Raw genomic sequence first — 24,484 nt, 5'->3', positions numbered from 1 at the left:
ATTGGGACCTAGTATGTGGGGGTTAGGAAAATGCAGATGGCAGAGGAACAATTATTGTTTCGCAGGCAATACATAGCAGGGCCGCGTTACATCGATACATTGCCAGGATGGCAAAAAATCGCCATCAGCGATGAATGGGTTGTGACAGCTCATCCTGATTTGGAAGTCACACAGGTGTGTAAAGAGGAGCTTCAGCTTACTTTGCTTGGTTTTTTCATTGATCCTTACCACCCTGAGCATAACAATCAAGAAGTATTGGAGCATCTGGGCAAACGGGCCCATACATTTACGGACATCGCAGCCCTTACAGAGAATCTGGGAGGAAGATGGGTTTTAATCTGCAAGGAAGGAGAGTCCGTTAAAATTTTTCACGATATGTGTGGCCTCCGGCAAATCTTCTATACCATCCACATGCAGGAGCAATGGTTTTCTTCGCAGCCTTCGCTGCTGTTGGAGTTTGTAGAGCATTCTTTTCCTCTTGATCAGTGGTCGATGAGTTTCATGAATTCGCCGCAGTTCGAGTATACGGAACGATCATGGCCGGGTGATGCGACGCCCTATCAGCATATCAAGCATTTATTGCCGAATCACTACTTGGACCTGCAGGAAAGAAAGGTGGTGCGGTACTGGCCAACGAAAAGCTTGCCGGTGATGCGGATTGATGAGGTCGTGGAAGAGGCTGCTGTGATTTTGAAAGGACTGCTGGAAGGAGCTGCACGTAGGTATTCGCTGATGCTTCCCGTATCGGCGGGATGGGATAGCCGAACCTTGCTGGCAGCCAGTAAAGCGATCAAGGAAGAGATGTTTTTTTATGTCAGCAAGCATGGCAGATTGACAGACGAGAGTCCGGACATTGATGTGCCGCGCAGATTGTTTCCCAGGCTGGGCTTGCCCTTTCATGTGCTGGATTGCAGAGAAACGATGGATGAGTCGTTTAAGCAGCTGTTTGAAAGAAACGTAACCTTGGCCCGAAATATTCCGAAAGCGCTGACGATCTATCACCATTTCAAATATTCGCAGGGCATGGTCAATGTCTGCGGCAATGGCAGCGAAATTGCCCGGAAATGCGTCTACACCTACTATGATGTGAAAACGATAACACCGAAATTTCTTGCCAAAATCTCGTTTTACAAAAACAATGAGTTTGCGATCTACCAATACGACAGATGGCTGCAGGAAGTAAAGCATTATCCGGAGGAGTATCGGATCAACCTGCTCGATCTTCATTACTGGGAGCAACGAATGGGGAATTGGGGCGCGATGTACCCGGCCGAGCAGGATATTGCGGTGGAGGAATTCAGCCCTTTCAACCACAAGCGTTTGATCACGGTCTTGATGTCTGTGGATGAAAAATACCGCAGACCGCCGCACTATCTGCTTTATCACGAGCTCATCCGCAAGCTCTGGGGAGATGTGCTGATTGAACCGATCAATCCGCAGCCGATTATCAAGGCGATCAAGGGGTCTTTGCGTCAGAAGCTGGTACCGTATTTGTTGTGAGCGGACAAAAGAAGAACTGCCAGGCGCGGCAGTTCTTCTTTTGTCTCCATTGCCGCTTACCGATAAGTCTTGCGAGTGGCAAGTATCTGGGCTTTTTCGTAGACTTCCATTAACATTTGATAATTACGTTGCGCCGTATATTTCTGTTCATATTCGCTTCTTGCTTGTGCACGCATATGCTTTAGCTCATCGGGATGAGTTTGGGCCCAATCGATCTTGGCTGCAAGGTCGTCCGCATCCCCGGGTATAAAATGAAGCCCGGTTCGGCCATGATCCACGATTTCCGCAATCGCACCGATATTCGCAGCGATGACTGGCGTTCCTTTGGCAAAGGCTTCAATCGCCACTCGGCCAAAAGTTTCATACCATTCAGACGGAAACAGCAGGAATTTCGCATTCCCCATGAGCTCATACACTTCGCTTACCGGTTTTTTTCCTATGTATTCTATAAGCGCAGAGGATCGTGCAGCTTGGGCGACTTGATCTGCCAACGGTCCTTCCCCAATGATTTTCAAAGGAAGCTTATGCTGTGCTTTTTGCCAAGCTGCCAGCACGGTATGGATGCCTTTTTCCTCTGTCAGCCTTCCGACAAACAGGGCATAGTCGCCGTTTCCTTTTCCCAAGCCCGGGTCGGGAAAGACAAAGTTTGGCTTAACCACGATCCGGTCCTCAGGAAATCCCGCTTCAATAAATTTATGGCGAGCAAAATGGGTCAATGTGACAAACAGGTCGACCTGTTTATTCCACGTTTTCAGCAGACGATGGGTAGCGATCATGGAAGAGACGGTAGCACTGGCGGGGAAGCTGTCCCGGTAACAGCGATTGATGACCCCGCTGATCGGGAAGGACTGCCCCAGACAATCCTCGCAGACCTTTCCGTTTCGGAAAAACAGCGCATTGGGACAAAGCAGCCGATAGTTTCGCAATGTCTGGATTACCGGGATGCCGGTTTTTTTGGCTGCGTAGTAGACGGATGGAGAGATTAATGGAAATGTATTTTGACAATCAAGGATGTCAAACTGTCCGGCGCTAATTTTATCCCGAATCTTGCGGGAAGATTCAACCGACCAGATCGTACGCAGTGCTGTGCGGGCGCTGCCGAGTTCTGCCACGCGCTCATTTGATTCTTCAAACAGCTCGGTGTAATGGCCGTTTTCCTTCAGCAATCGCTGATGGGAGTCTACGCTCTCATCCTCACCGCCGCGAATTAAATAACGATTATGTACGGTCAACACTTTTACCTTCATCTGAAATATCCCCATTTTCGTCGTTATTTTTGGAATTGAGCCTACATGAAGAGAATTATACAATTGTTCTCTTTAAAGAACAACATGTTCTTTTCGGTGAAATGATGAAAATGAGAGATATGATGAGATAATGAATGATTTTTTTTCAAAAACCAAGGGTTATTCAAAGAAATAGGCTATTTACTTGTGTTCGTTTTGTCGTATATACTCAGGTTGATTATTCGTTTTAAAGAACTAAATGCGTTCTGCATAATGAACGAATAAACAAGAAAAGGGGTTATTCTATCTATGAATCTGCTATTGGATATTTGGAAAAGTGTTCGGAAACGCCTCGTACTTGTTTTGGCGATTCCAATCCTTGCGGGAATTGCAACAGCAGCGATCAGTTTCTATTTCGTAACCCCGCTTTACCAGGCTCAAGCCACGATTCTCGTACAACCCCAAAATGCCGACACCGCGAACATGTATACGAGTGTCTTGGGAAATCAGCAAATGCTGAAAACGTACGCGGAACTGATCAAAAGCCACCGCATCGCGGCAGAGGTTGCCAGCAACGTGGGCGCTTCGGAATCAGTGAATCAGCTATTGGATAAGGTGGAAGTCAACATTAAGAACGGCACCTTATTGCTAGGCATAGCAGTAACAGATCAGGACCCTGCTGCTTCTGTCAAATATGCGAATGAGTTTGCACGCGTCATTTCTGCGCATTCAAAGGAATTGGTCAACGCGGAGAATATCCTGATCGTTGATGAGGCGCAAGCGAGTGAACACCCGGTTCCGGTCAGTCCCCAGCCCTATCAAAGTACGGGTGTGGCGGTAGTCTTAGGGCTGCTCGGGGGAGTCGCTCTGGCGCTTTTCGCGGAACTCGTTCAAAGGAACAAACAGCAGCAGCTGCGTGTGCATTCGATGCAGGGCTGAGGCAAGCGGGATCCAATATAACAGATAGAATAGGGGAGTAGGAGAATATGTCAGTTGTAGTGATTACAGGCTCTGCCGGACTCATCGGTTCGGAGGCCGCAGCCTTTTATGCAGGATTGGGATATAAAGTCATTGGCATCGACAACAATATGCGGCAAGTCTTCTTTGGTGACGAAGGCTCTACGCTGTGGAACCGCAATCGCCTGGAACAAACCTATCAGCAAAAATATGAGCATCAGCATGTCGACATCCGGGATAAGGACAGTATTAACCGCATTTTTGCCAAGTATGGCACGGATATCTCCCTGATCATCCATACGGCGGCACAACCATCCCATGATTGGGCTGCACGTGATCCGATCACGGATTTTGGAGTCAACGCAAATGGTACCCTCAACATGCTGGAAGCGATGCGGCATCACTGCCCGGAAGCCGTCTTCCTTTTTACCTCCACAAACAAGGTTTATGGGGACAGCCCCAACCGGCTGCCGTTGATCGAGCTGGAGACGCGCTGGGAGATTGCTCCAGATCATGCATACAGCGATGGCATTCGCGAGGATTTGAGTGTCGATCAAAATATGCACTCGCTCTTTGGTGCTTCCAAGCTGGCTGCAGACATATTGGTACAGGAATATGGCCGCTATTTCAACTTTAAAACCGCGGTATTTCGCGGGGGTGTGTTGAGTGGGGCACGCCAGTCCGGCGTACAGCTGCATGGATTTATCAACTATCTGATGAAATGCGCCATGAGCCGCACGCCTTACACCATTTTTGGTTACAAAGGAAAGCAAGTGCGCGATGTGATTCATTCCAACGATGTGATCGCTGCTTTCCATACTTTCTATCAGCAGCCGCGAGCAGGCGGCGAAGTGTACAATCTGGGCGGAGGCAGAACCTCCAATATCTCCATGCTGGAAGCGATCCGGCTGGCGGAGGAAATAACCGGGGAAAAGATGAATGTGACCTATTCGGAGCAGCATCGAGCCGGTGACCATATCTGGTATGTCAGCAGTCTGGAGCGATTTATTTCCCACTATCCACAATGGAGCGTCCGCTATGATGTAAAGAAGATCATGGAAGAAATCTATGCCGAAAATAAGGCGAGATGGGGCGTTCCGCAATGATCTATCATGGAAAGTTCCCGATTTTGGGAGTAGTCATATCAGCGGTTGATTATGAGTATGCGGTACATATGATCACAACGCATGCAAAGCGTCAACAACCATATGCAGTTTCCGCTTTGGCCGTACATGGAGTCATGACCGGTTTCATGGATAAGGTCCATCAGAGAAGGCTGAATGGATTGGACTTGATCGTCCCGGATGGCCAACCGGTGCGCTGGGGACTGAGGCTGCTACATAATATTTCCCTGCCGGACCGGGTATACGGTCCGGAGCTTACGCTGAGAGTGGCAAAGGCGGCGGCAGAGGAGCAGCTGCCAATCTATTTGTATGGAAGCAAGCAGGAAACGATTGATTTGTTCGAAGATAATCTGAAAAAGAAGTTTCCATCGATCATCATAGCAGGCAAGGAACCTTCCAAGTTTCGCCGGCTAGACGAACAAGAGAAGCAGGAAGTGATCCAGCGAATCAAGGACAGTGGAGCAAAACTAGTATTCGTAGGCTTGGGTTGTCCCCGCCAAGAGGTGTGGATCTATGAATACCGAGACTATTTGCCGATGCCTTTGCTAGCGGTGGGAGCGGCATTCGATTTCCATGCAGGCACACTGCCGCAAGCGCCTGCGTGGATGCAGGCAAGAGGCTTGGAATGGCTGTTTCGGTTGATGCAGGAGCCAAAGCGTCTATGGAAACGCTATGTGGTGTTAAATCCGCTATATTTGTTTCACCTGTTCGCTGAGCGAGCGGGAATGAAGAGGATACCAGTGGTCTATCCGGATCGTCGGGAAAAGGAAGAGTCCTTTGGATGATGGATTCGTTGATTTTTGACCATGTGTTCTTTATAAAGAACGAAGGTATGCGATAAAAAGAAGATGGGGTGGATGAGGATGAGCAAAAGAGTGCGAAAAGCTGTCATTCCTGCCGCGGGGTTAGGGACAAGATTTCTCCCGGCGACAAAAGCAATGCCGAAGGAAATGCTTCCCATCGTAGATAAACCGACGATTCAATACATCGTCGAGGAAGCTGTCGCATCCGGAATTCGCGACATCATTATCGTGACGGGACGCAGCAAACGAGCGATTGAGGACCATTTTGATAAAAACTATGAACTCGAAACCAATCTGCTGGAAAAACAGAAGAATGAACTCTATGAAATCATCAATGGCATTACGAATCTGGTAGATATCCATTATGTTCGCCAGAAAGAAGCATTGGGCTTGGGGCATGCCGTGTGGTGCGCACGCAAATTCATCGGGGAAGAGCCTTTTGCCGTCTTGCTGGGAGATATGGTCATCCAGAGCAAGACACCTTGCCTGAAGCAGATGATCGACATCTATGACGAGAAAAAAGGCAACATTATTGCTGTGGAGGCTGTTCCTTGGAGTCAAGTGAGCAATTACGGCGTGATTGATGGCAGCAAAATCGATGAGCGGCTGACGCTCATTCACAATCTGGTGGAAAAACCAAAACAGAATCCGCCTTCCAACCTGGCGATCATTGGCCGCTATATTCTGGAGCCGGAAATTTTCCAGATTCTCGAAAATAGCAAGCCTGGCGTTGGCGGTGAAATTCAGTTGACCGATGCTTTGCAAATCCTTGCCGAGCAGCAGCCAATGTATTCCTACAAATTTGACGGAAGACTGTATGACGTGGGCAGCAAAATCGGCTTCCTGAAAGCAACCGTCGAATTTGCGTTGACGAATGAAGAGCTGTACGAGGATTTCAGCGAGTATTTGTTTGATCTGAAGGCACAACATTATCCCGTGAAAGTAAAGGTAGGATCGTAATCACAATCATGGAACTGATGCCGCAATACCAGCAGGAACCAAAAGTCATACAACAAGTCCATCCCAAGGGAAACCTGTACGCACGGTACGGGAAACGAACGCTCGATCTCATGATGTGCGTTCTGCTTATCATCCCTTGTCTGTGCCTGTTTCCAGTGATCTCCCTGCTGATCATTCTGGAATCTCGTGGGCCCGTATTCTTTCTGCAGCCGCGGATTGGCTGGAGAGGCAAAGAATTTCAGATCATCAAGTTTCGGACCATGTATGCGGATGTTCCCAACCAAGGACGTTCACCGCATGAAGACGGTGATCCGCGTATCACAAAAGTTGGGCGTATCTTGCGGAAAACGAGTCTGGATGAATTGCCGCAGATCATCAACATCCTAAAAGGGGAGATGAGCTTTATCGGTCCCCGACCCGAACAAAAAATGATTGTGGAGCAGGTTTATACCGGTTATGAGCGACTGCGGTTTTTGGTGAAGCCGGGCATCACCGGCTTGTGGCAGGTAAGCCCAGACCGCACCAAGCCGATCCATGAAAACCTGCACCATGACCTCTACTACATTCAAAACATTTCATTTGCCCTTGATCTGAAGATCGTATGGAAAACGATCCTGGTGATGTTCAAGAGCAATACGCATTAATTCAAGTGCAACAGCAAAAAGGAGGATCCGAATTGACAACGATCATTACGGGTGTAGCCGGTTTTCTCGGTTCTCATCTCGCCAAAGAATTGCTGGCAAAGGGAAAACATGTAGTGGGAGTGGATAACTTCTCCACAGGAACCCAGAGAAATATTGAACCATTGCTTGCCCATCCACAATTTACGTTTATCCAATACGACGTATCTGAACCCACTGTCGTAGATCTGCCAGAGTTGCAGCTGGCTACGGAGATCTACCATCTTGCTTCACCGGCCTCGCCGAAATTCTATCAGGCAACCCCGTTTGCAACCATCGCGGTGAATACGATCGGGACTCGCAACATGCTTGAGCTGGCCAGACGCACGAATGCCAAACTGCTGTACACAAGCACGAGCGAAATCTATGGTGATCCCGAATTGCATCCCCAGCCGGAATCGTACCGGGGGAATGTCAACACTTGGGGGCCGCGTGCTTGCTATGACGAGGCGAAACGTCTTGGCGAGGTATATTGCTACGAATATTATCGCAACTATGGCGTGCCAGTACGAGTCGCCAGGATCTTCAATACATACTCGGACGGCTTGCGCAATGATGACGGCCGAGTGATTTCCAACTTTGTCACGCAGGCGATCACGGGAGAGGACATTACGGTGTACGGAGATGGCTCGCAGACGCGCTCCTTCTGCTATGTGAGCGACAACATCCGCGCCCTGCAGCTGATGATGGAAAAAGAGGAAGCAGTGGGTCAGGTCATCAATGTCGGGAATGCCCGGGAATATCCGATTATCGAAGTGGCGCACATGGTGAAAATACTGGCTGAATCGACTAGCCGCATTACCTTCCATCCACTGCCTGCTGACGATCCGAAAGTACGCCGTCCCGTGTTGGACAAAGCGAAGGAGCTGCTGGGGTGGGAGCCCGAGGTAAGCTTGGAAGAAGGGCTGAGACGAACCATTGCGGCTTACCGCGATCATTTGGCCCTGCAGAGACAATGAGTGAATGAGTGGAGGAGGAATCAGCGATGAATGTGGTATGCATTGGATCAGGATACGTAGGAAGTGTGACCGCCGCGGCTTTCGCTGCCTTGGGACATAAAACCACGGTGATTGATATTGATCAGAAAAAGGTAGACACCCTGCTGGCGAAAAAAAGTCCGATTTATGAGCCGGGCCTCGATAATCTGATCGCCGAATACATGGGGCAGACGTTGTTTGCCACCACCGATTATGAGCCGGTACGGCAAGCGGAGGTCGTGTTCATTTGCGTGGGCACTCCCTCCAACGCCGATGGCTCCGCCGATCTGACCTACATTAAAAAAGCAGCGGAAAACATCGCGCAACACCTCGACCCGAAAAGGTTTACCGTCATTGTCAATAAATCGACGGTGCCAGTGGGTACTGCCGATCTGGTTTCTTCGATTGTCGAGCAAGTTTCCGGTCTGCGCCAGGAATCCCATTTCGCAGTAGTCAGCAATCCGGAATTCCTGCGGGAAGGCTATGCGGTAGAAGATGTGTTCTACCCGGATCGCATCGTGATCGGGACGAATAATGAGCAAGCGCGCTATACCATCAAAATGCTCTACCATAACTTGCTGCAGCGCAATCATTATGAAGCCATCTCGAAGCTGTTCCCGTTTCCGGAGAAAACAGATGCTCCCAAGGCTACGTATTTTGAAACCGATACGAAAAGCGCAGAGATGATCAAGTACGCTTCCAACGCATTTCTGGCCGTGAAAATCAGCTACATCAATGAAGTGGCGCGGCTGTGCGAGACCTTGGGCGCCAATGTGCTCGATGTCGCCAAAGGAATCGGGATGGACTCGCGCATCGGGGAAAAGTTCTTGCAAGTGTCTAGCGGCTGGAGCGGCAGTTGTTTCCCAAAAGATACGGCAGAAATTTTGACCACCAGCCAAAAATACGGAAGCGAGCTGCTTGTTGTCAAGGCAGCGGTGGAGTCCAACCAAAAAATGCATTTGTATGTGGTTGAAAAAATTCAAAGACGTTTAAAAACGCTCAACGGAAAAAATATCGGGGTGCTGGGTCTGACCTTCAAGCCGAATACGGACGATGCGCGGAAAACGCAAGCGTCGATTATCATTCAGCAGCTGATCGAGCTTGGCGCACATGTCAGCGTGCATGATCCGCAGGGTATGGAGATGTTTCGGGCATTGAATCCGGATGTGCCGGTTCGCTATTGCGAATCTCCTTTGCAAGCGGCAGAATTGGCCGATGCGGTCGTACTTCTTACCCACTGGGAGGACTACTTGTCGCTGAACTGGGCGTTGATGCAAACCAAAATGCGCAGTCCGTATATTTTGGATACGCGCAATTTTCTGCCGAAAGATTTCCTGATCGATATCGGATTTTCCTATGAAGGGCTGGGAATTGATGCAAATGCATTCCGACGTGAGCCGATCGAGCTGGCTCGATAAGCGAATGTGTAACCAAACGTGGCGGTGATCGAAGTGACCAAAGTGGAAACGCAGGCAAGGACCAACTATCGTGAAAGATATGAACAATGGTTACATTATCAAGGCTTGGAAGAGGAACTCTTGCAGGAATTGAACAGCATCTCCGGGCAGCCGCAGGAGATTGAGGAGCGATTTTATAAAGACCTGGAATTCGGTACAGGCGGGATGAGGGGCATCATGGGAGCCGGTACGAATCGGCTGAATGTTTACACCGTACGGAAAGCGGCTCTTGCCCTGGCCGGCTATATCAAACAGCAAGGGCAGGAAGCGATGCAGATGGGTGTGGTGATCGCCTATGATACGCGCCAGCATTCCACCCTTTTCGCCGAGGCTGCAGCGGACGTATTAACGAGCCAAAGCATCAATGTCTTTTTGTTCGCGGTAATCGCACCGACTCCTCTGCTTTCCTACGCTGTGCGTTATTATCAGGCATATGCCGGGATCATGCTGACCGCGAGCCATAATCCGCCGCAATACCACGGCTTGAAAGTGTACAATCGCCTTGGCGCTCAGATGACGGAAGAGACCGCGCAATTGATCTTGCAGGAGATGGAAAAGGTGGGCAATCCGCTTGCCATATCGCTGTCACCTGGGCAAAGGGAAGCAAATCGAAAAGTGTATGTGGGCAAAGAGGTCAGAGAAGCCTACATGGATGAAATCAGGCACCTGCTGCACCAACCGGATCTTATTGAAGCGCACGGTGATCAAATCTCGCTCGTATACACTCCCTTGCATGGCACGGGTCTTCAGCCTGTGACGAATATGCTGCAGCGGGCCGGCTTCCAGCATGTCCATGTCGTCGCGCAGCAAACGCTGCCAGATCCATCCTTTTCAACAGTAACATCTCCGAATCCGGAGGAAATGGCTGCTTTTCAGCTTGCCATGGAACTGGCTTTGCAAGTGAATGCTGACCTGGTCATGGCTACAGATCCTGATGCAGACAGGATTGGTGTACTGGTAAAGGATGGCGACGAATATCACAAACTGACCGGGAATCAACTGGGGGTGCTGCTGCTTCATTACGTGCTGGAGCGAAGACAGGAAAAAGGAGCCTTGCCAACGAATGGAGCGATCGTCAAAACGATTGTCAGCACCGATCTGGCCAGCAAAATAGCAGAGACCTACGGCGTAGCAACGGAGCAAACCCTGACAGGCTTCAAGTATATCGCTGAAAAAATCGCAGGGTATGAGACCGATGGAACCCGCAGCTTTCTCTTTGGGTTCGAAGAGAGCTATGGTTACTTGCTTGGTGATTTTGTCAGGGATAAGGACGCTGTACAGACGGCTGTGATCGTCGCTGAGATGGGGCTGTATTACAAGCTGCAGCATAAAAGCTTGCTGCAGGTCTTGGAAGAGATTTATCAGCAGCATGGCTATTACCATGAAGATCTCGTATCGCTCACGCTAAAGGGGATCGAAGGGCTGCAGGAAATGAAACAGATGATGTCCGCGTTGCGTGCCCAGCCCCCGCAAGCTGTAGCGAATCTGCCTGTAGAGGTCCTGGAAGATTACCAGACTGGGCTGAGGGTTCGAAAAGACGGCAGCAGCGAAAGGCTTTCTCTCCCACAGTCCGACGTATGCAAATTGATTCTGGCAGATGGGTCATGGATCGCCGTGCGCCCTTCAGGGACAGAGCCAAAGATGAAAATTTACGTAGCGTCAAAGGCAGCAACACGGGATGAAGCAGAAATGAAAACAGCAGCGCTGAAAGCTTCCTTTTTGCAATTCCTAGGCGTTCAACGTTAACGGAGACCAGCAGAGCTCGGCCAAAGCAGGCTAGGGCTCTTTTTCTAATGGACACATTCTTTATTGATCCGACTGAATGTATGTTCATCGCAAATGACGTAAAGCTGCGCATCAGCAGGAATAGGAACATCCAGCTTATGGTTGATGGCGAGATCGCCACGGTCTGCTACGAGGGTGGCTCCTTTGTTCAAAAGATCCATAAAGGCGTCCCGATAGGTTCTCCACTCCGGTAGTTTCTGAATTTCAAACATCCCTTGGGGACAACTTCTGCTCATCAGTTCCGAATACAGATGGGTGACCCCATGAATGTAGATCGACCTGACTGCAGCATGGGAGATCATCTCTTGTGTGGGGATAAATTCATCGACTTTCACATGCTGAAATAACCGGATATGATTTTGATTCATGACTTCAGCCGTGACATGCACAGGCGTTTTCATTTTTCCTTCGATGGAGGTGATGGCGGTAGCAATTAATAGCGTTTTTCCGTCAACGAGCAAAGGATCCTTGGTAGCATTCGTATCTTGGGTGATTTGATCTGCAAAAATAATGACTCCCTTTGCTTTCGGTAAGTTGGCTCGAAGCAGGGTTTCTTCATTCGTGGCATCGCCTCGAATGTAAAAGAGACGTTCCTCCAGCAGGGGAGCTTTTTCTACCTGATCGATGATGACAATCTCGGTGGAGGGATCCGATGCGAGGACCTCTTGAATGGCTAACCGCGATTTGTCACTCCAGCCTATCAAGATAATGTGATTTTTACCGGTATACTTCATTTTCCCACCTACTCTCAGGTTCTCAATATGTGAGACGGAAGCGATCACTTTGCCGATAAAAACACTCACAAGACCAATTCCCGTAATGTAAAGTCCGATGGTAAAAGCTTTCCCTGCGTCGGTTGCCGGGGCATAGTCTCCGAAGCCAACCGTCGCGAGCGTCGTAAAAACCCAGTAGACAGCAGTCAAATAAGAGGCTTCAAATGTTTGCGGTTCAAGGTATAAAGCGATTGACGATACGATGAGTATATAAGCGAGTGCAAAAGGGATAAAAATTCGTCCCTTAAGCTTGATGAGGTAATATACGATTTTTTTGATCATAAACCCCATTCCTGACCACCCTTGTTCTTCCGCCCAGATTCAAAATTAATGTATCCCATTATGTCCAAAAAACGCATGCCGATTGTTGATCAGAAAAGAATCGATTGGGGTTTCGCCGTTCAAATCTGCTAATAGATTGTAATGACAAGGAAAAAAGGGCATGAAAGTAATGGCTTTGGCAACAATAATGACGGGTTATTTTTCGCCCCAGGAACAGAAAGTCAATAATCTTTACAAAAACTTAATAATTCATTTACACAAAAAACATATAAAAAACCTTGTAGTTAAATTTACGTTAACCTTATTGTTCGATATAATCGTTGAGGCGCATATTTCCTTAAGGAGTGACTGACCAATTATGTTAAAGAACAAAAAACACGTATTCTTCGATCTGTTTGAACAGCAAGCTTCCATCGTACATAAGGGCAGCCATTTGTTCTATGAAATGATTGGGAACTATCAAGATCTCGAGGCAAAAGCAGCTGCCGTAAAAGCGGTAGAGAAGGAAAGCGACGAGATCGTTCGACAAATCATGAACGAATTAAACTCCACGTTCATTACACCGCTGGAAAGGGAAGATATTCACGCGCTCGCACAGTCTCTCGATTCGGTCATGGATTTGATTGACGGGGTTGCTGACCGCCTTTACTTGTATCAGATCAAGCATCCCGACCCACGTGTTTTGGCACAGGCGAACATTCTGATGAAAATGACAGCCAAATTGACCGATTTGATCCGCACATTGCGCAAATTGGATCACAATGTCGTCTCCAGCATCGCTACAGAGATCAAAGATCTGGAACGCGAATCGGATGCAAACTATCGCCGCATGGTGTCCGATCTGTTGAATGCGCCGGGGGCTGATGCCATCGAGGCGATCAAGCTGAAAGAGATTTACGATAAATTGGAAGACTGCGCTGATGTTGCCGAAGATGTATGCAATCTGGTGGAAGGGATTGTGCTGAAGAATGCTTAGTCTTTCTCCAGATATCGTCATTTTCATTTTAATTGTCATTATTGCTCTTAGTTTTGATTTTATTAACGGCTTTCATGATACAGCGAATGCGATTGCCACCTCGGTTTCCACAAGAGCGCTCTCGCCTCGTACAGCTGTCGTGTTGGCAGCCTGTTGTAACTTGATCGGGGCGCTTACATACACAGGCGTTGCAAAGACCATTGGCGGCAATATTACCGATCCTTTCAAATTGGAAAATGGATTGGTCGTCGTATTGGCCGCGTTAACCTCCGCGATCCTGTGGAATATCATCACCTGGTGGTTCGGAATTCCGAGCTCCTCTTCTCACGCTTTGATCGGTGGGGTGAGCGGTGCGGCAGTGGGTGCAGCCGGAATTGGCTCGATTAATGCCGAAGGGTTTATTGATATTATTAAAGCGCTGATTATTTCTCCTTTGATTGCCTTCGCGGTAGGTTTCATTGTGATCAAAATCATCTCTTCGATTGTGGCGAACATGTCTTACCATCGCACCAATAAGGGCTTCCGCGGTCTTCAAGTAGTGGCGGCGGCCTGGCAATCGTTCAGCCACGGAGCAAACGATGCGCAAAAAACAATGGGGATCATTACCTTGGCCATGATCTCTGGCGGATTTCTGCAGGTTGCGGAAGGGGAATTCCCGATTCCGCTGTGGGTGAAGCTGTCCGCGGCAGTAGCCATGGCGCTGGGAACGGCATTTGGCGGATGGCGGATCATCAAAACGATGGGACGCGATATCATGAAGATCCGTCCGATCAGCGGCTTTTCTGCCGATTTTTCATCCGCTTTGATCATTACGATTTTTACTGCGTTCAAGCTTCCGGTAAGTACCACACACGTGATTACCTCCTCGATCTTGGGGGTAGGTGCTTCCCAAAAATTCTCCGCGGTAAAATGGGGAGTGGCGGGCCGCATCATCGTGACATGGATTGTGACGCTGCCGTGCACGGCGCTTCTGGCAGCCGCTTGTTATGTCGTATACGACGTGTTTCTGTAAAATCACGCATCACCGAAAAAGCCTTGCGAGAACAGCGGACAAGCTGCTCGCAAGGCTTTTTCGCTTTTGCAAATATTTCAACTGCCGGTCAGACGCTGCCACAAGGTCGGCTTCGGCTTGATTCGCATCGCCCGAACCATGGACATGGGAATAAAGGCTAGGATTCCGTCATCTTGTTCGAGGATAAGTCCAGAGCTGCTGCAATCTTGAAGGATCCCTTCTTCCGTCGTACGTTGTCCCTGCATGCAGGAGGAGAGGGAGACTTCTACGTGGTGTTCCAGGTAGTCCGCAAGCAAATCTTGCGCCATATGAATCGCTCCTGTCATTTCTATTTGTCTATCAGCATTGCCAAGATTTCGTGCTTTCAGACAAAAAAACACCTCCTTTGCGGACGGGCAAAGGAGGCATTCCATATGTAGAACCATTACTGCTGCTGTCTCTTTTTGAGCGCGAATATGACCATCAGCGCGATTCCAGCGGCAATCAGTGTCAGGCTGACCAGTTGAGCGACCCGGAGACCCGCAAAATACAAACTGTCTGTCCGCATTCCTTCAATGAAGAAGCGTCCAAGCGAGTAGAGAATCAGGTAGCTGAACAAGACTTGACCATCAAACTTCTTAAGCCGATAGAGCATTGCCATCAAGATCGCGAACACGAGCAGGTTCCATATCGATTCATATAAGAAGGTAGGATGATAGTAATGGCCGTTAATGAACATCTGATCCCGGATGAATGCTGGGAAATTGGCCATGAATTCGGCGGAGACTTCGCCGCCGTGCGCTTCTTGGTTAATAAAGTTCCCCCAGCGGCCAATCGCCTGGCCCAGGATGACACTCGGCATCAACAGATCACCGAATACGAGAAACGGCAGACCGTGCTTACGGATATACAATGTTCCTGCCAAAACTCCGCCGATCAAGCCGCCGTGGATGGCAAGCCCTCCTTGCCAGACATAGAGAGCGCTGATGATATTGTCACGATACTGATCCCACTCGAAAATGACATAGTAGGTTCGAGCGCAAACGATGGCGGCAGGGATGATCCAGACGACCATATTCAACACATGATCGGGGTCATATCCGGCCTTTCTCGCGTTATAGCGTGCCAAGTATGTACCAAGAAAAAAAGCCAAGCCCATGATTATACCGTACCAATGGACATCGATGGGGCCTAGTGATATTGCAATCGGATCAATCAAGCTCTTTCCTCCTTCTCTATTGTTCTTTGACAGTATAGCATATCTTTTCCCTCAATTTCCTCGTGACAAAAAAATGCCATAGGAACGTCCTTGTGCCATTTTCACAGGACGTTCGCAAGCATTCTCATCTTTTGTTCTGCAAAAAGGAGAGGATCGGATCAAGGGAGATGCGATGCTGTCGATCAAGAAGTGCAGCAAACAAATCCCCATGCTTCTTCAACCGTTCGGGAACGGTATGGATGGTAAAGTCAGAGGGATGAATGGAGCCTACTTCATCCCAGGCAATCGGAGTTGACACAGAAGCTTCCGGCTTAGCGCGGGTAGAGTAGGGAGCAGGCAGTGTTTTGCCCCGCCAATGCTGCAAGTAATCGATGTATAGCTTGTCTCCCCTGTTTTTCACCAGGCGTTCCGTCGTCACCAGCCGGGGATAGCGCTCGGTGAGGTAATTCGCGATAAATTCGCTGACACGACGGGTTTGTGAAAAGGTGTAGCCGGATTGGATCGGAATGTAAATCTGCAAGCCGCTCGCACCGGATGTTTTTACATAGGAAGGAAGCTGAAGCTCGTCAAGGACGTTTTTTAGATGGTACGCAGACTCGGCGACGACTTGAAAATCCGGTGTGGACGGATCGAGATCGAAGACGAGCTCCGTAGGTTCTTCATTCTCGCAGGTATGAAAGGAGACGTGCCACTCCAGCGCCGCTTGATTGGCGAGCCAGATTAGCGTCGGAAGGTCGTTGAGCAGCGCATAGCGTGTGGATTCCCATGTATAGCTCGGGATCCATTCCGGTGCGTAATCAGGCAGATTCTTTTGGAAGAACGACTTGTCGTGAATGCCGTGGGGATAACGAATGACCGTCAGCAAGCGATTTTTCGTATGCGGCAGCATGTAGGGAGCGACCGTGATCAGATATTGCAAATACAGGAGCTTGGTGATGCCAGCCTCCGGCCACAGCGGCTTGTCCGGATTGGTAATCGAGAGGGTTTTGCCTTCCACTGTCATTTGATATTCCACCGCGGTTACCGCCATGCAATTTCCCTCCAGTTTGACGATTGCGTGCGTTTGCGGGGTTTTATTGGACCTGCGCAAACGTACACTCGGATGATGCAACCTCCACGATCGCCTGAATACTCGGCTGCCTCATGGTGAAGCCTGACGTCCATTCCATAAATTGTACTTTGACGGTGATTTCGGGTTTGACCCATATGGCATCTTTGTTCCTTTCAGGGACTTGCGAGAAAGGATTTTGGCTGATGACAAGGGGCTCAACTCTCCTTGTCAGATCCCGCCAATCGTTCACGCTCAGCTTCCCGGTTCCGGCATGGCCAATATAGGTGAATGTGCCATCGCTCTGATACAGGCCGAGAAGGACAGCGTTCACGATACCATCCCGGAGCGTCACTCCGCCAATTGCGGCGAAGAGGTCGTGGAAAATCTTCTTTTTTTGCCAGCGCTGGTCTTTTCCTTTGATCGCATAGGTGCTGGTCAGGTCCTTGCAGACGATGCCTTCCATCTGATGTTCCCTCATGACTTGAAACAAGGCGGCGGCATCTTGAAAATTTTCGACAACCTGGATATGGGGCTGCGGAATAATGATCTCCGAAAGAATGCGCTGTCGATCGGCCAAAGGGAGATCCACCACGTAATCCCCATTGTGGTAAAGCACATCGAAAATCATATACGTAATGGGCGTTTGTTTCACCGCCTGGTTGATGTTTTGCTTTTTTTGCACCCGATCTCTTTTCATGATCTCAAAGAACGATGGACGGTTGCTGTTGAAAGCGATAAGCTCGCCATCGAGGATGACCGAAGAAGCCGAGCAATAGCTGGAGATTTCCCGTAATTCGGGGTACTGTTCCGTACGATCGTTGAGTCTTCGATTAATCAGCCGGACCGATTGGCCATCAAAATAAGTGAGCATGCGCACACCGTCCCACTTGATTTGGGCGACCCACTGTTCACCTTTCGGAAGATGAGCGCTTGAGACGGGCTCGAACGGAATGATCGGGTTGAGTTTCATAGTACCTCCGCTTGTTGCAACCAATGGTAGGTACTAGTCTTCCCAGGAAAAGCGAAACCATTTCGTGAGGGTGAGAATGAAACAATGAGATATTGATATAACTATATGGTTATATTAGAATGTGTTGGGGGAGGAGGGTCATGAGTGGATTCTGGAAAACTTGTAACGATTCTCAAGGCGCTCGCAGATCCAACCCGATTGAACATCGTAGCCTTGTTGAATACACGCAGCTGCTGCGTCTGTGAATTGGTTCCGATCTTCGGGATATCGCAGCCGGCCATTTCCAAGCATCTCAGCCGTCTAAAGCAGGCGAACCTGGTAAGCGAGACACGAAAGGGCATGTGGGTGATCTATTCCTTAAATCGGGAGCCTTTAGAATATGTACGCGCAGTGCTCGGTGAGCTTCCTGATATGACAGAGGATTTTAAACGGCTGGAGGCGGAAGGTCTTCTCGTATCCTGTGATGATTAGGATATGTGAAGAATGCGCCTGCCTTCACGATTTTCATTAATTAGGTTGGCTAAAGGAGACGCATCATGGATAAAAAACCATTGATCTATTTTCTTTGTACGGGGAACTCTTGCCGCAGTCAAATCGCGGATGGCTTTCTCAAAGCGCTCGGAGGGGATCGCTTTGAGGTGAAAAGCGCCGGATTGGAAGCGCATGGCCTAAACCCGCGTGCTGTTCAAGTCATGAAAGAAGAGGGGGTGGATATCAGCCAGCATACGTCAGATGTCATTGATCCGGAACTCCTCAATCGGGCTGACTATGTGATCACCCTCTGTGGGCATGCGGACGAACATTGCCCGGTGATTTCCAATAAAAACGTGGTGAAATGGCACTGGGGGTTTGACGATCCCGCGAAAGCGACGGGAACGGAAGAAGAAATCATGAACAGTTTCCGCGCTGTACGCGATTTGATCAAGCTGCGGATTGAGCGATTTTTGTTGGAGGGAAAATAACGCAAAAAACAACGGACGCCGAGAGGGGATCCGTTGTTTTTGTGTTGTGTGGCTATTCGTTCACCTTCAGCAGGCGAAGGCTATTGGCCGTCACAATAAGAGTGGCGCCCATATCGGCGGAAATCGCCAGCCATAGTGTCAGCCATCCCGGGACAATGAGCATCAGAGCGAGCAATTTGATTCCAATGGAAAAGGCGATGTTCTGCTTGATGATCGCAAGCGCTTTTCGGCTTAGCTTGATCGTAAAGGGTAACTTGCGAAGATCGTCTCCCATCAGCACAATATCAGCCGTTTCCATGGCTGTATCGGTCCCTGCACCTCCCATGGCAATACCCACCGAGGCCGCCGCAAGCGCAGGTGCGTCATTTACGCCATCCCCAACCATGGCTACACTGCTGTATTCATCCTTGAGCTGTTTGATCAGGTGAAGCTTCGTTTGTGGAAGCAGTTCGGCTCTGATTTCGGTTATTCCCAAGCGATTGCCGATCGCCTTTGCCGTAGCCTGATTGTCGCCGGTGAGCATCATGGTTTGCTTAATACCGTGCTGCTTCAGTTGGTGAAGGGCCGTTTTGCTGGAATCGCGAATATCATCGGCAACTGCAATCAGCCCGAGGATATCCGATTCCGTGCCGAGGGCCATGACGGTTTTCCCTTCCTGCTGCAGGGCGCGAATCCGGATGGAAATCGCTGGGGTCAGCATGTCTGAGTTGATTTCAGCCAGATAAGCCGGGCTTCCCATGTAATAGGTCTTCCCATCTATTTTCGCTCTGATTCCCTTTCCGGTTACTGACTGGAAATCTTCAGCGGGAGCACTCAAGTCAATGCCGCTGCTTGCTGCCCTGCGGACAATGGCCGAAGCAAGCGGATGCTGCGAACCCTTTTCCAGCAAGGCCGCTATACGGAGCAACTCGGTTTCGTCATGCAGAAAAGCAATCAATTCCGTCACTTCCGGAAACCCCTTGGTTAACGTCCCCGTTTTATCAAAAGCAATGGCGTTGACTCTTCCAGCTTCTTCCAGGTAAATGCCGCCCTTTATCAGAACGCCGCATCTAGCTGCCTTGCCGATGGCTGTCACAATCGCAATCGGTGTAGAGATGACGAGTGCGCATGGGCAGCCGACCACTAATACAGCAAGCCCGCGATACACCCATTCGCTCCAGCTGCCAGACAGGAACAGAGGTGGGACCAATGCGACCGCGATAGCGACAACCATGATTGCCGGTGTATACGATTTGGCGAATGAATCGATAAAGGCTTGGGCTGGTGCGCGTTGGGCTTGCGCCTCCTCGACCAGGTGAATGATTTTGGCGATCGTCGTATCATCTGCGCGTTTTGTTACTTTTACTTCGAGAAGGCCTTCTTCATTCAAGGTACCCGCAAACACTTCATCATGCATGGTTTTGCTGACCGGTACGGATTCGCCGGTGATGGGAGCCTGGTTGATCGTTGATGTGCCTTTCACGATGATGCCATCCATAGCCAGCTTTTGTCCGGGCTTCACAATCATGATGTCCCCAACCATGATCTCATCCACATCCAGTGTTACTTCATGCTGATTCCTTCGGACAAGTGCCACTTTTGGTGCCGCGTCGATGAGCGTCCGGATCGATTGACGCGCCTTTTCCATCGCGTGGCGTTCCAACGCTTCACTGATGGCAAATAAAATGACCACCGTAGCGCCTTCACTCCACTCTCCGAGAATGGAAGCACCAATCACAGCAACTGTCATGAGGGTATTCATATCGAATTGGAGGCGAAAAAGATTCTTGCTTCCTTTCATAAAAAGGGAGTAGCCTCCAAACAGGATAGAAGCCGCAAAAACAAGGACAGAAGCGATGCTTTGTTCAGGCAGAGCATATCCGACGATTAGGAAGAGGCCGGAGAGGAGAACGTTCCAATAGGCTTTGACCAATGGTTCGCGCTGCAGCTCAATTTTTGCTTTTTCCGGATACACTTTCAGATTGTCAAACGAGCCAGCTTTTTGTAAAGCTTCCAGGGTGGTTTCTCCGTATACCGTAATTTTTGACGCGCCAAAGTTGACTGTTGCGTTCGTCACACCCGCAAGATGCTTTACGTTGTTTTCGAATTTCATGGCGCAATTGGCACACGTTAGCCCTTGAATGCGATAAACCTGTTTCGGTTCAGGATGAGTAGTCGACATAGGTAGGCACCTCCCGCGAGAAATTCTGGTGCTTTCAGTTTATCAGCTCAAGTTTATATATTCAAATGATTGTTTGAATAAAAGGTGAACCCTGAATGAAACAAGAGTAGACATTGCTAGCCATGCATGCAAGGCAGCGACCATAAGTTGTCCTTGTCTAACTTTGAAGCAAGCCCCGATAGATATCTACTAACTGCGGGATCACTTTCTGAATATCATGCCTTTCTGCCGCATAAACCCGACTATTGACACCGATTTCGTACCGTTTCGCCGCATCGGTCAAAAGGGGAGCAAGAACCTGATAGAAGGTATCAGGATTTGCGCTGACGATGGGGAGATTCGGAGGAAAGGTGTGCCACAGATCTTCCCTGATATAAGAAACGACTGGTTTTCCAAGCGCCATCGCTTCAACCGCAAACAGACCGTATGACCCTACCAGCAATTGGTCAATCACAAGATCTGCTTTCTTATAAATTGCCAGTGCTTCCTCGTTGCTGATCTTTTCGATTCTTTTGTAATCAAAAGCGAACCCGTCCTGCTGCAATTTGGACAGTGTTTCTTCGACAGAGGCGGTTCCTTTGAAAGACGATTGAGTCGGAGCATGTATAATCAATGGTTTTTGTTTGTCCGCTTGAGGATAAAAGGGGACCGTACCGGCAACGTCAAAAAGGAGGGGGAGCACATGGATGTTGGGATAGTAGTCCTTCACGTATGGATACATTTCGAAATCTTGGATGATCACCGTATGGATCCATTCGCTGTTGCGTTTCAATCGCTCCATCATCATGTGGTCCGGCAATGGGTTGCATGGATCCAAAAGGTATTGACTCAGGATGCTCGCCTTTTCCTTTATGCGCACATCATTCCCCCAGTGGTGCATGACAAATTTTTTGCCTTTCCCGGACAATTCTTTTACATCGCGCAAATCTTCAAATAACGAAGAACCGAAATGATAGTGAAAAATATCGTAATCGTGTTTGATTTCCTCGAATTTTGTCACAACCGTTGTCCAATCCGCATTCACAACACTGTCTGTATAATTCAGGTAGGTTTGATACGTATTGAAGCCGATCGCCGTATGACCCAGCGCACGGAGTCCCTTCACCATATAGCCCATTTGACCAGCAATGTTGATGGGACAATGAAAAATGCGAAACGTATCGTTCATTTATCATCACCCTTTCTCTTTGATGATCCAGTATATGTAAAATTTCCTCTACCGCAAAAAAATTAGGCCGAATCCAGCGAATAAAATGGTTGGTACCGGACAGATACACACTCCATTTTATTCCGACTACATACATTAGGATTGTTAAAGTCCCATGCGCTGTGTGATTGTGCCCGAGATCGAAAAAGAGGAGGTTGGAGAATGAAGATATTAGCTTTGCTGACATTTGATATTTTCCGATATTCCATCGGAAAGGCGCTGGAGACCCTGGGACATGAAGTTCGCTATCTCGAGCGGTTCGATGAGGAGCTGCTGGAAAATACCATTCTTTCTTTTCAGCCGGAACTGGTTTTTAGCATGGGATGGGACATTTGGCATGTGGATATTCATAGTGAAGGCCGGTTGCCGAACATAAAGGAAATTCTCCACAGGCATCAGCTGTTCCATGTTTATTTTGCGGAGGAAGATTGGCTCCATTTTGAAAATTGGTCGCGGTTATATGTGGCGGAGGTTGAACCGAATTTTGTCCTGACAAGAAGCGCGTCATGTATCCCTAAGTACGAAAATATGGGTGTGCCTGCTGTGGCGTTTGATGTTGGCTGCAATCCGGATTTTCACAAGCCTGGACCCAGTGAACCTCAATACGAATGTGATGTAGCCGTCATCGCGAACGGCCATTTTGGTTTTGGGGAAATTCGCTCAAAAAGCATTTCCGATTTGATTATCGCCCTGTTTGATCAGCCGTTTCACACCAAGATTTGGGGGGGTGGCTGGGATGTGGTCGAAAACTATCACGATGGCAAAAAAGCCCCGGAGCACATGCTGCAAGGGAAATTGCCTTATTCGGAAACACCCAAGGTATACAGCTCGGCAAAGATATGCCTCAGTGTGCAAACATGCAATGACCAGTTAAGCAATCGCACTTACGATATTTTGTCTTCGGGCGGTTTTTTGCTTACTTCAGATACCCCTGCCGTCAGGGAAAAGTTGATCCCCGGGGTAAACTGTGTCACTTCGAACTCTCCGGAGGATACGGTCAACTTAATCAAGCATTATCTTGCTCATCCGGTTGAACGGATGCAAATCGCCGAGGCTGGACGTGAATATGCGATGGCGCATTTTGCTTACCAAAAGACAATTCCTCTCGTATGGCCACAAATCATGTCTGCCTATGAGCATTTCCGGATAAATCCGCTAGCCAATCGGCCGATGATTCATCTGGAAATGGAAAAAATGCACTTTACGGGCTGGACATCGGTTAATGCGATCGATACCGCCCCTGGTTATCTTCTGCCCGGCGGTGACGTGAATAGCTACATCCAGACCATTCTCCCCGTCAGAGCAAATCAAAGCCATGACTTTAAATTGGACATCGCTCGTGAAAAAAATGGCCAAATGCCTGATATAACCGTTTCCGTCCAATATCTGACAGCGGATCATGTGTTTTATTCGTACGGGTTAACCGACACCTTTAAAGTAGTCAGCAGCGTTTGCCAAAAGGTTATTTATTATACAGCAAAAGTACCACCCGAGGCCGCCTATGCGCTGGTGATCATTAATAAACTGCCTAAACCTGATTCGGCTGGTGTCATTCTGCAGCAGCTGCATTACAATCCCATGGAATGAAGGAAAGGGTCATGGCGGTGATTGGCTGAATCCTCCCGTTGATCGGGCATACTAACGCAAGGATGTCCTAGATCGTGGCAGGGAGGGATAGATGCTTGAAACGATTGATCGCGATTCTTGCATTCGTTGGCGTGCTATGCGGGGGAAGCGGAATGGTGGCCAGTGCGTCCTCACCTGTTCTCATTCCCATCCATGTGATCATCGATGCCGGGCATGGAGGCGTCGATGGAGGGGCCAGCTATCAAAACTTGTTAGAAAAAGAAATCAATCTGCAAATCTCCAAGCTCCTATACAAGAAACTACATGAGCAGGGATTTCAAGTTGTACTGAATCGGACGGGGGACTATGCGCTTAGCGAGGAAAACAAGTGGTTGAGCAGCATTTCCAGACATCTGAAAGATCTGGCGCAACGCAGACAATTGGCAGCGGAGCTTCAAGCGCAAATGATGGTAAGCATTCATGCCAATTGGACAAATGATCCGGGCAAGCGGGGACCGCTCGTCCTCTATCAAAAAAATCATCAGAGCTTTATGCTGGCGGATATGATTCAGCATTCGCTCAACTCGGTTTATCAAGTAAAAGAAGAGCCGATCCGGGGCGGCCGTTACTTTCTGTTGAATCAATCGCTTTGCCCTACGGTGATTGTGGAAGTGGGGTATTTGAGCAATGCGCAGGACCGCAAATGGATGACGATTCCCGAGCGGCAGGAAATCCTTGTGGAAGCGATCGCGGATGCAATCGCTGAATACTTTATCCTTGTCGGTGAAATGGACCCATCCCTCTAAAACAACCACCTGGTGAATTCGCTCACTCAGGTGGTTGCTTGTGATTGCGTT

The 24,484-nt window shown here is 49.0% G+C and carries 23 protein-coding genes; 15 read left to right on the top strand and 8 right to left on the bottom strand.

Features of this window, described 5'->3' with window-relative positions; genetic code table 11:
* Nucleotides 1–30 precede the first annotated feature (30 nt).
* Nucleotides 31–1,500, top strand: coding sequence for a hypothetical protein (locus EIZ37_RS09905; protein ID WP_134684442.1), 1,470 nt, complete (start codon nt 31–33; stop codon nt 1,498–1,500).
* A 56-nt stretch (nt 1,501–1,556) separates the two neighbouring features.
* Here the strand turns inward: EIZ37_RS09905 and EIZ37_RS09900 are convergent, their stop codons facing one another.
* Nucleotides 1,557–2,747, bottom strand: a complete 1,191-nt coding sequence (locus EIZ37_RS09900) for a glycosyltransferase (RefSeq protein ID WP_134684441.1) — start codon at nt 2,745–2,747, stop codon at nt 1,557–1,559.
* Nucleotides 2,748–3,035: 288 nt separating this feature from the next.
* Here EIZ37_RS09900 and EIZ37_RS09895 point away from each other — a divergent pair, with 288 nt between their 5' ends.
* The 8 genes from EIZ37_RS09895 to EIZ37_RS09860 all read left to right on the top strand — a co-directional run bounded on the left by EIZ37_RS09895 (nt 3,036) and on the right by EIZ37_RS09860 (nt 11,430).
* Nucleotides 3,036–3,665, top strand: a complete 630-nt coding sequence (locus EIZ37_RS09895) for a YveK family protein (protein ID WP_134684440.1) — start codon at nt 3,036–3,038, stop codon at nt 3,663–3,665.
* 47 nt (nt 3,666–3,712) lie between these two features.
* A complete protein-coding gene (locus tag EIZ37_RS09890; RefSeq protein WP_134684439.1) occupies nt 3,713–4,789 on the top strand; it encodes an NAD-dependent epimerase/dehydratase family protein in 1,077 nt (358 codons plus the stop codon).
* Entirely contained in the window at nt 4,786–5,592 is an 807-nt protein-coding gene (locus EIZ37_RS09885; protein WP_134684438.1) for a WecB/TagA/CpsF family glycosyltransferase, read from the top strand. Before EIZ37_RS09890 ends, EIZ37_RS09885 begins: the two co-directional genes overlap by 4 nt.
* A gap of 78 nt (nt 5,593–5,670) precedes the next feature.
* Nucleotides 5,671–6,570 carry a UTP--glucose-1-phosphate uridylyltransferase GalU gene (gene galU / locus EIZ37_RS09880; protein ID WP_134684437.1) on the top strand — a complete coding sequence of 300 codons (900 nt, stop codon included), beginning with the start codon at nt 5,671–5,673 and terminating at the stop codon, nt 6,568–6,570.
* Between the two features lie 8 nt (nt 6,571–6,578).
* On the top strand, nt 6,579–7,214 hold the full coding sequence (locus EIZ37_RS09875) for a sugar transferase (protein ID WP_134684436.1): 636 nt from the start codon (nt 6,579–6,581) through the stop codon (nt 7,212–7,214).
* A 32-nt stretch (nt 7,215–7,246) separates the two neighbouring features.
* Nucleotides 7,247–8,209, top strand: a complete 963-nt coding sequence (locus EIZ37_RS09870; protein ID WP_235827943.1) for a UDP-glucuronic acid decarboxylase family protein — start codon at nt 7,247–7,249, stop codon at nt 8,207–8,209.
* Nucleotides 8,210–8,235: 26 nt separating this feature from the next.
* The gene (locus tag EIZ37_RS09865) at nt 8,236–9,645 is read left to right on the top strand and encodes a UDP-glucose dehydrogenase family protein (RefSeq protein WP_134684434.1); all 1,410 of its coding nucleotides are present in this window, start codon (nt 8,236–8,238) and stop codon (nt 9,643–9,645) included.
* Between the two features lie 18 nt (nt 9,646–9,663).
* The gene (locus EIZ37_RS09860; protein ID WP_235827942.1) at nt 9,664–11,430 is read left to right on the top strand and encodes a phospho-sugar mutase; all 1,767 of its coding nucleotides are present in this window, start codon (nt 9,664–9,666) and stop codon (nt 11,428–11,430) included.
* Between the two features lie 44 nt (nt 11,431–11,474).
* Here EIZ37_RS09860 and EIZ37_RS09855 read toward each other — a convergent pair whose 3' ends face one another.
* Nucleotides 11,475–12,533, bottom strand: a complete 1,059-nt coding sequence (locus EIZ37_RS09855) for a potassium channel family protein (RefSeq protein WP_134684433.1) — start codon at nt 12,531–12,533, stop codon at nt 11,475–11,477.
* Nucleotides 12,534–12,882: 349 nt separating this feature from the next.
* Between EIZ37_RS09855 and EIZ37_RS09850 the strand changes: the two genes are divergently transcribed.
* Nucleotides 12,883–13,500: a DUF47 domain-containing protein gene (locus EIZ37_RS09850; protein ID WP_134684432.1), complete on the top strand. Its 618-nt coding sequence runs from the start codon at nt 12,883–12,885 to the stop codon at nt 13,498–13,500.
* Complete coding sequence (locus EIZ37_RS09845; protein ID WP_134684431.1) at nt 13,493–14,512, top strand: inorganic phosphate transporter; 1,020 nt, start codon at nt 13,493–13,495, stop codon at nt 14,510–14,512. Before EIZ37_RS09850 ends, EIZ37_RS09845 begins: the two co-directional genes overlap by 8 nt.
* A gap of 77 nt (nt 14,513–14,589) precedes the next feature.
* On the opposite strand, the gene EIZ37_RS09840 is transcribed toward EIZ37_RS09845, so the two are convergent.
* From EIZ37_RS09840 to EIZ37_RS09825, 4 genes are all read right to left on the bottom strand, one after another.
* A complete protein-coding gene (locus tag EIZ37_RS09840; protein WP_134684430.1) occupies nt 14,590–14,820 on the bottom strand; it encodes a hypothetical protein in 231 nt (76 codons plus the stop codon).
* 116 nt (nt 14,821–14,936) lie between these two features.
* Nucleotides 14,937–15,710 carry a prolipoprotein diacylglyceryl transferase gene (gene lgt, locus EIZ37_RS09835; protein WP_134684429.1) on the bottom strand — a complete coding sequence of 258 codons (774 nt, stop codon included), beginning with the start codon at nt 15,708–15,710 and terminating at the stop codon, nt 14,937–14,939.
* A 124-nt stretch (nt 15,711–15,834) separates the two neighbouring features.
* The gene (gene ligD, locus EIZ37_RS09830) at nt 15,835–16,740 is read right to left on the bottom strand and encodes a non-homologous end-joining DNA ligase (protein WP_134684428.1); all 906 of its coding nucleotides are present in this window, start codon (nt 16,738–16,740) and stop codon (nt 15,835–15,837) included.
* A gap of 43 nt (nt 16,741–16,783) precedes the next feature.
* Entirely contained in the window at nt 16,784–17,731 is a 948-nt protein-coding gene (locus tag EIZ37_RS09825; RefSeq protein ID WP_134684427.1) for an ATP-dependent DNA ligase, read from the bottom strand.
* Between the two features lie 144 nt (nt 17,732–17,875).
* Here EIZ37_RS09825 and EIZ37_RS09820 point away from each other — a divergent pair, with 144 nt between their 5' ends.
* The gene (locus EIZ37_RS09820; protein ID WP_134684426.1) at nt 17,876–18,202 is read left to right on the top strand and encodes an ArsR/SmtB family transcription factor; all 327 of its coding nucleotides are present in this window, start codon (nt 17,876–17,878) and stop codon (nt 18,200–18,202) included.
* A 65-nt stretch (nt 18,203–18,267) separates the two neighbouring features.
* Nucleotides 18,268–18,693, top strand: a complete 426-nt coding sequence (gene arsC, locus EIZ37_RS09815; protein ID WP_134684425.1) for an arsenate reductase (thioredoxin) — start codon at nt 18,268–18,270, stop codon at nt 18,691–18,693.
* Nucleotides 18,694–18,745: 52 nt separating this feature from the next.
* Here the strand turns inward: arsC and EIZ37_RS09810 are convergent, their stop codons facing one another.
* Nucleotides 18,746–20,854 carry a heavy metal translocating P-type ATPase gene (locus EIZ37_RS09810; RefSeq protein WP_134684424.1) on the bottom strand — a complete coding sequence of 703 codons (2,109 nt, stop codon included), beginning with the start codon at nt 20,852–20,854 and terminating at the stop codon, nt 18,746–18,748.
* Between the two features lie 157 nt (nt 20,855–21,011).
* Complete coding sequence (locus tag EIZ37_RS09805; protein WP_134684423.1) at nt 21,012–22,022, bottom strand: glycosyltransferase; 1,011 nt, start codon at nt 22,020–22,022, stop codon at nt 21,012–21,014.
* A gap of 201 nt (nt 22,023–22,223) precedes the next feature.
* On the opposite strand from EIZ37_RS09805, the gene EIZ37_RS09800 reads away from it, so the two are divergent.
* On the top strand, nt 22,224–23,648 hold the full coding sequence (locus EIZ37_RS09800) for a CgeB family protein (protein ID WP_134684422.1): 1,425 nt from the start codon (nt 22,224–22,226) through the stop codon (nt 23,646–23,648).
* A 95-nt stretch (nt 23,649–23,743) separates the two neighbouring features.
* A complete protein-coding gene (locus EIZ37_RS09795) occupies nt 23,744–24,433 on the top strand; it encodes an N-acetylmuramoyl-L-alanine amidase family protein (RefSeq protein WP_235827941.1) in 690 nt (229 codons plus the stop codon).
* Nucleotides 24,434–24,484: the final 51 nt, after the last annotated feature.

Origin of the sequence: Brevibacillus migulae (genome assembly GCF_004521915.1) — a bacterium.
Classification (GTDB): Bacteria; Bacillota; Bacilli; order Brevibacillales; family Brevibacillaceae; genus Brevibacillus_F; species Brevibacillus_F migulae.
This window is presented reverse-complemented; position numbering and strand designations above follow the sequence as displayed.

Excerpts from the sequence above, each read along its gene's own strand:
- EIZ37_RS09905 (WP_134684442.1), top strand. The coding sequence starts at position 31 with ATGCAGATGGCAGAGGAACAATTATTGTTTCGCAGGCAATACATAGCA.
- EIZ37_RS09900 (WP_134684441.1), bottom strand. The coding sequence starts at position 2,747 with ATGAAGGTAAAAGTGTTGACCGTACATAATCGTTATTTAATTCGCGGC.
- EIZ37_RS09895 (WP_134684440.1), top strand. The coding sequence starts at position 3,036 with ATGAATCTGCTATTGGATATTTGGAAAAGTGTTCGGAAACGCCTCGTA.
- EIZ37_RS09890 (WP_134684439.1), top strand. The coding sequence starts at position 3,713 with ATGTCAGTTGTAGTGATTACAGGCTCTGCCGGACTCATCGGTTCGGAG.
- EIZ37_RS09885 (WP_134684438.1), top strand. The coding sequence starts at position 4,786 with ATGATCTATCATGGAAAGTTCCCGATTTTGGGAGTAGTCATATCAGCG.
- galU (WP_134684437.1), top strand. The coding sequence starts at position 5,671 with ATGAGCAAAAGAGTGCGAAAAGCTGTCATTCCTGCCGCGGGGTTAGGG.
- EIZ37_RS09875 (WP_134684436.1), top strand. The coding sequence starts at position 6,579 with ATGGAACTGATGCCGCAATACCAGCAGGAACCAAAAGTCATACAACAA.
- EIZ37_RS09865 (WP_134684434.1), top strand. The coding sequence starts at position 8,236 with ATGAATGTGGTATGCATTGGATCAGGATACGTAGGAAGTGTGACCGCC.
- EIZ37_RS09855 (WP_134684433.1), bottom strand. The coding sequence starts at position 12,533 with ATGGGGTTTATGATCAAAAAAATCGTATATTACCTCATCAAGCTTAAG.
- EIZ37_RS09850 (WP_134684432.1), top strand. The coding sequence starts at position 12,883 with ATGTTAAAGAACAAAAAACACGTATTCTTCGATCTGTTTGAACAGCAA.
- EIZ37_RS09845 (WP_134684431.1), top strand. The coding sequence starts at position 13,493 with ATGCTTAGTCTTTCTCCAGATATCGTCATTTTCATTTTAATTGTCATT.
- EIZ37_RS09840 (WP_134684430.1), bottom strand. The coding sequence starts at position 14,820 with ATGGCGCAAGATTTGCTTGCGGACTACCTGGAACACCACGTAGAAGTC.
- ligD (WP_134684428.1), bottom strand. The coding sequence starts at position 16,740 with ATGGCGGTAACCGCGGTGGAATATCAAATGACAGTGGAAGGCAAAACC.
- EIZ37_RS09825 (WP_134684427.1), bottom strand. The coding sequence starts at position 17,731 with ATGAAACTCAACCCGATCATTCCGTTCGAGCCCGTCTCAAGCGCTCAT.
- arsC (WP_134684425.1), top strand. The coding sequence starts at position 18,268 with ATGGATAAAAAACCATTGATCTATTTTCTTTGTACGGGGAACTCTTGC.
- EIZ37_RS09810 (WP_134684424.1), bottom strand. The coding sequence starts at position 20,854 with ATGTCGACTACTCATCCTGAACCGAAACAGGTTTATCGCATTCAAGGG.
- EIZ37_RS09805 (WP_134684423.1), bottom strand. The coding sequence starts at position 22,022 with ATGAACGATACGTTTCGCATTTTTCATTGTCCCATCAACATTGCTGGT.
- EIZ37_RS09800 (WP_134684422.1), top strand. The coding sequence starts at position 22,224 with ATGAAGATATTAGCTTTGCTGACATTTGATATTTTCCGATATTCCATC.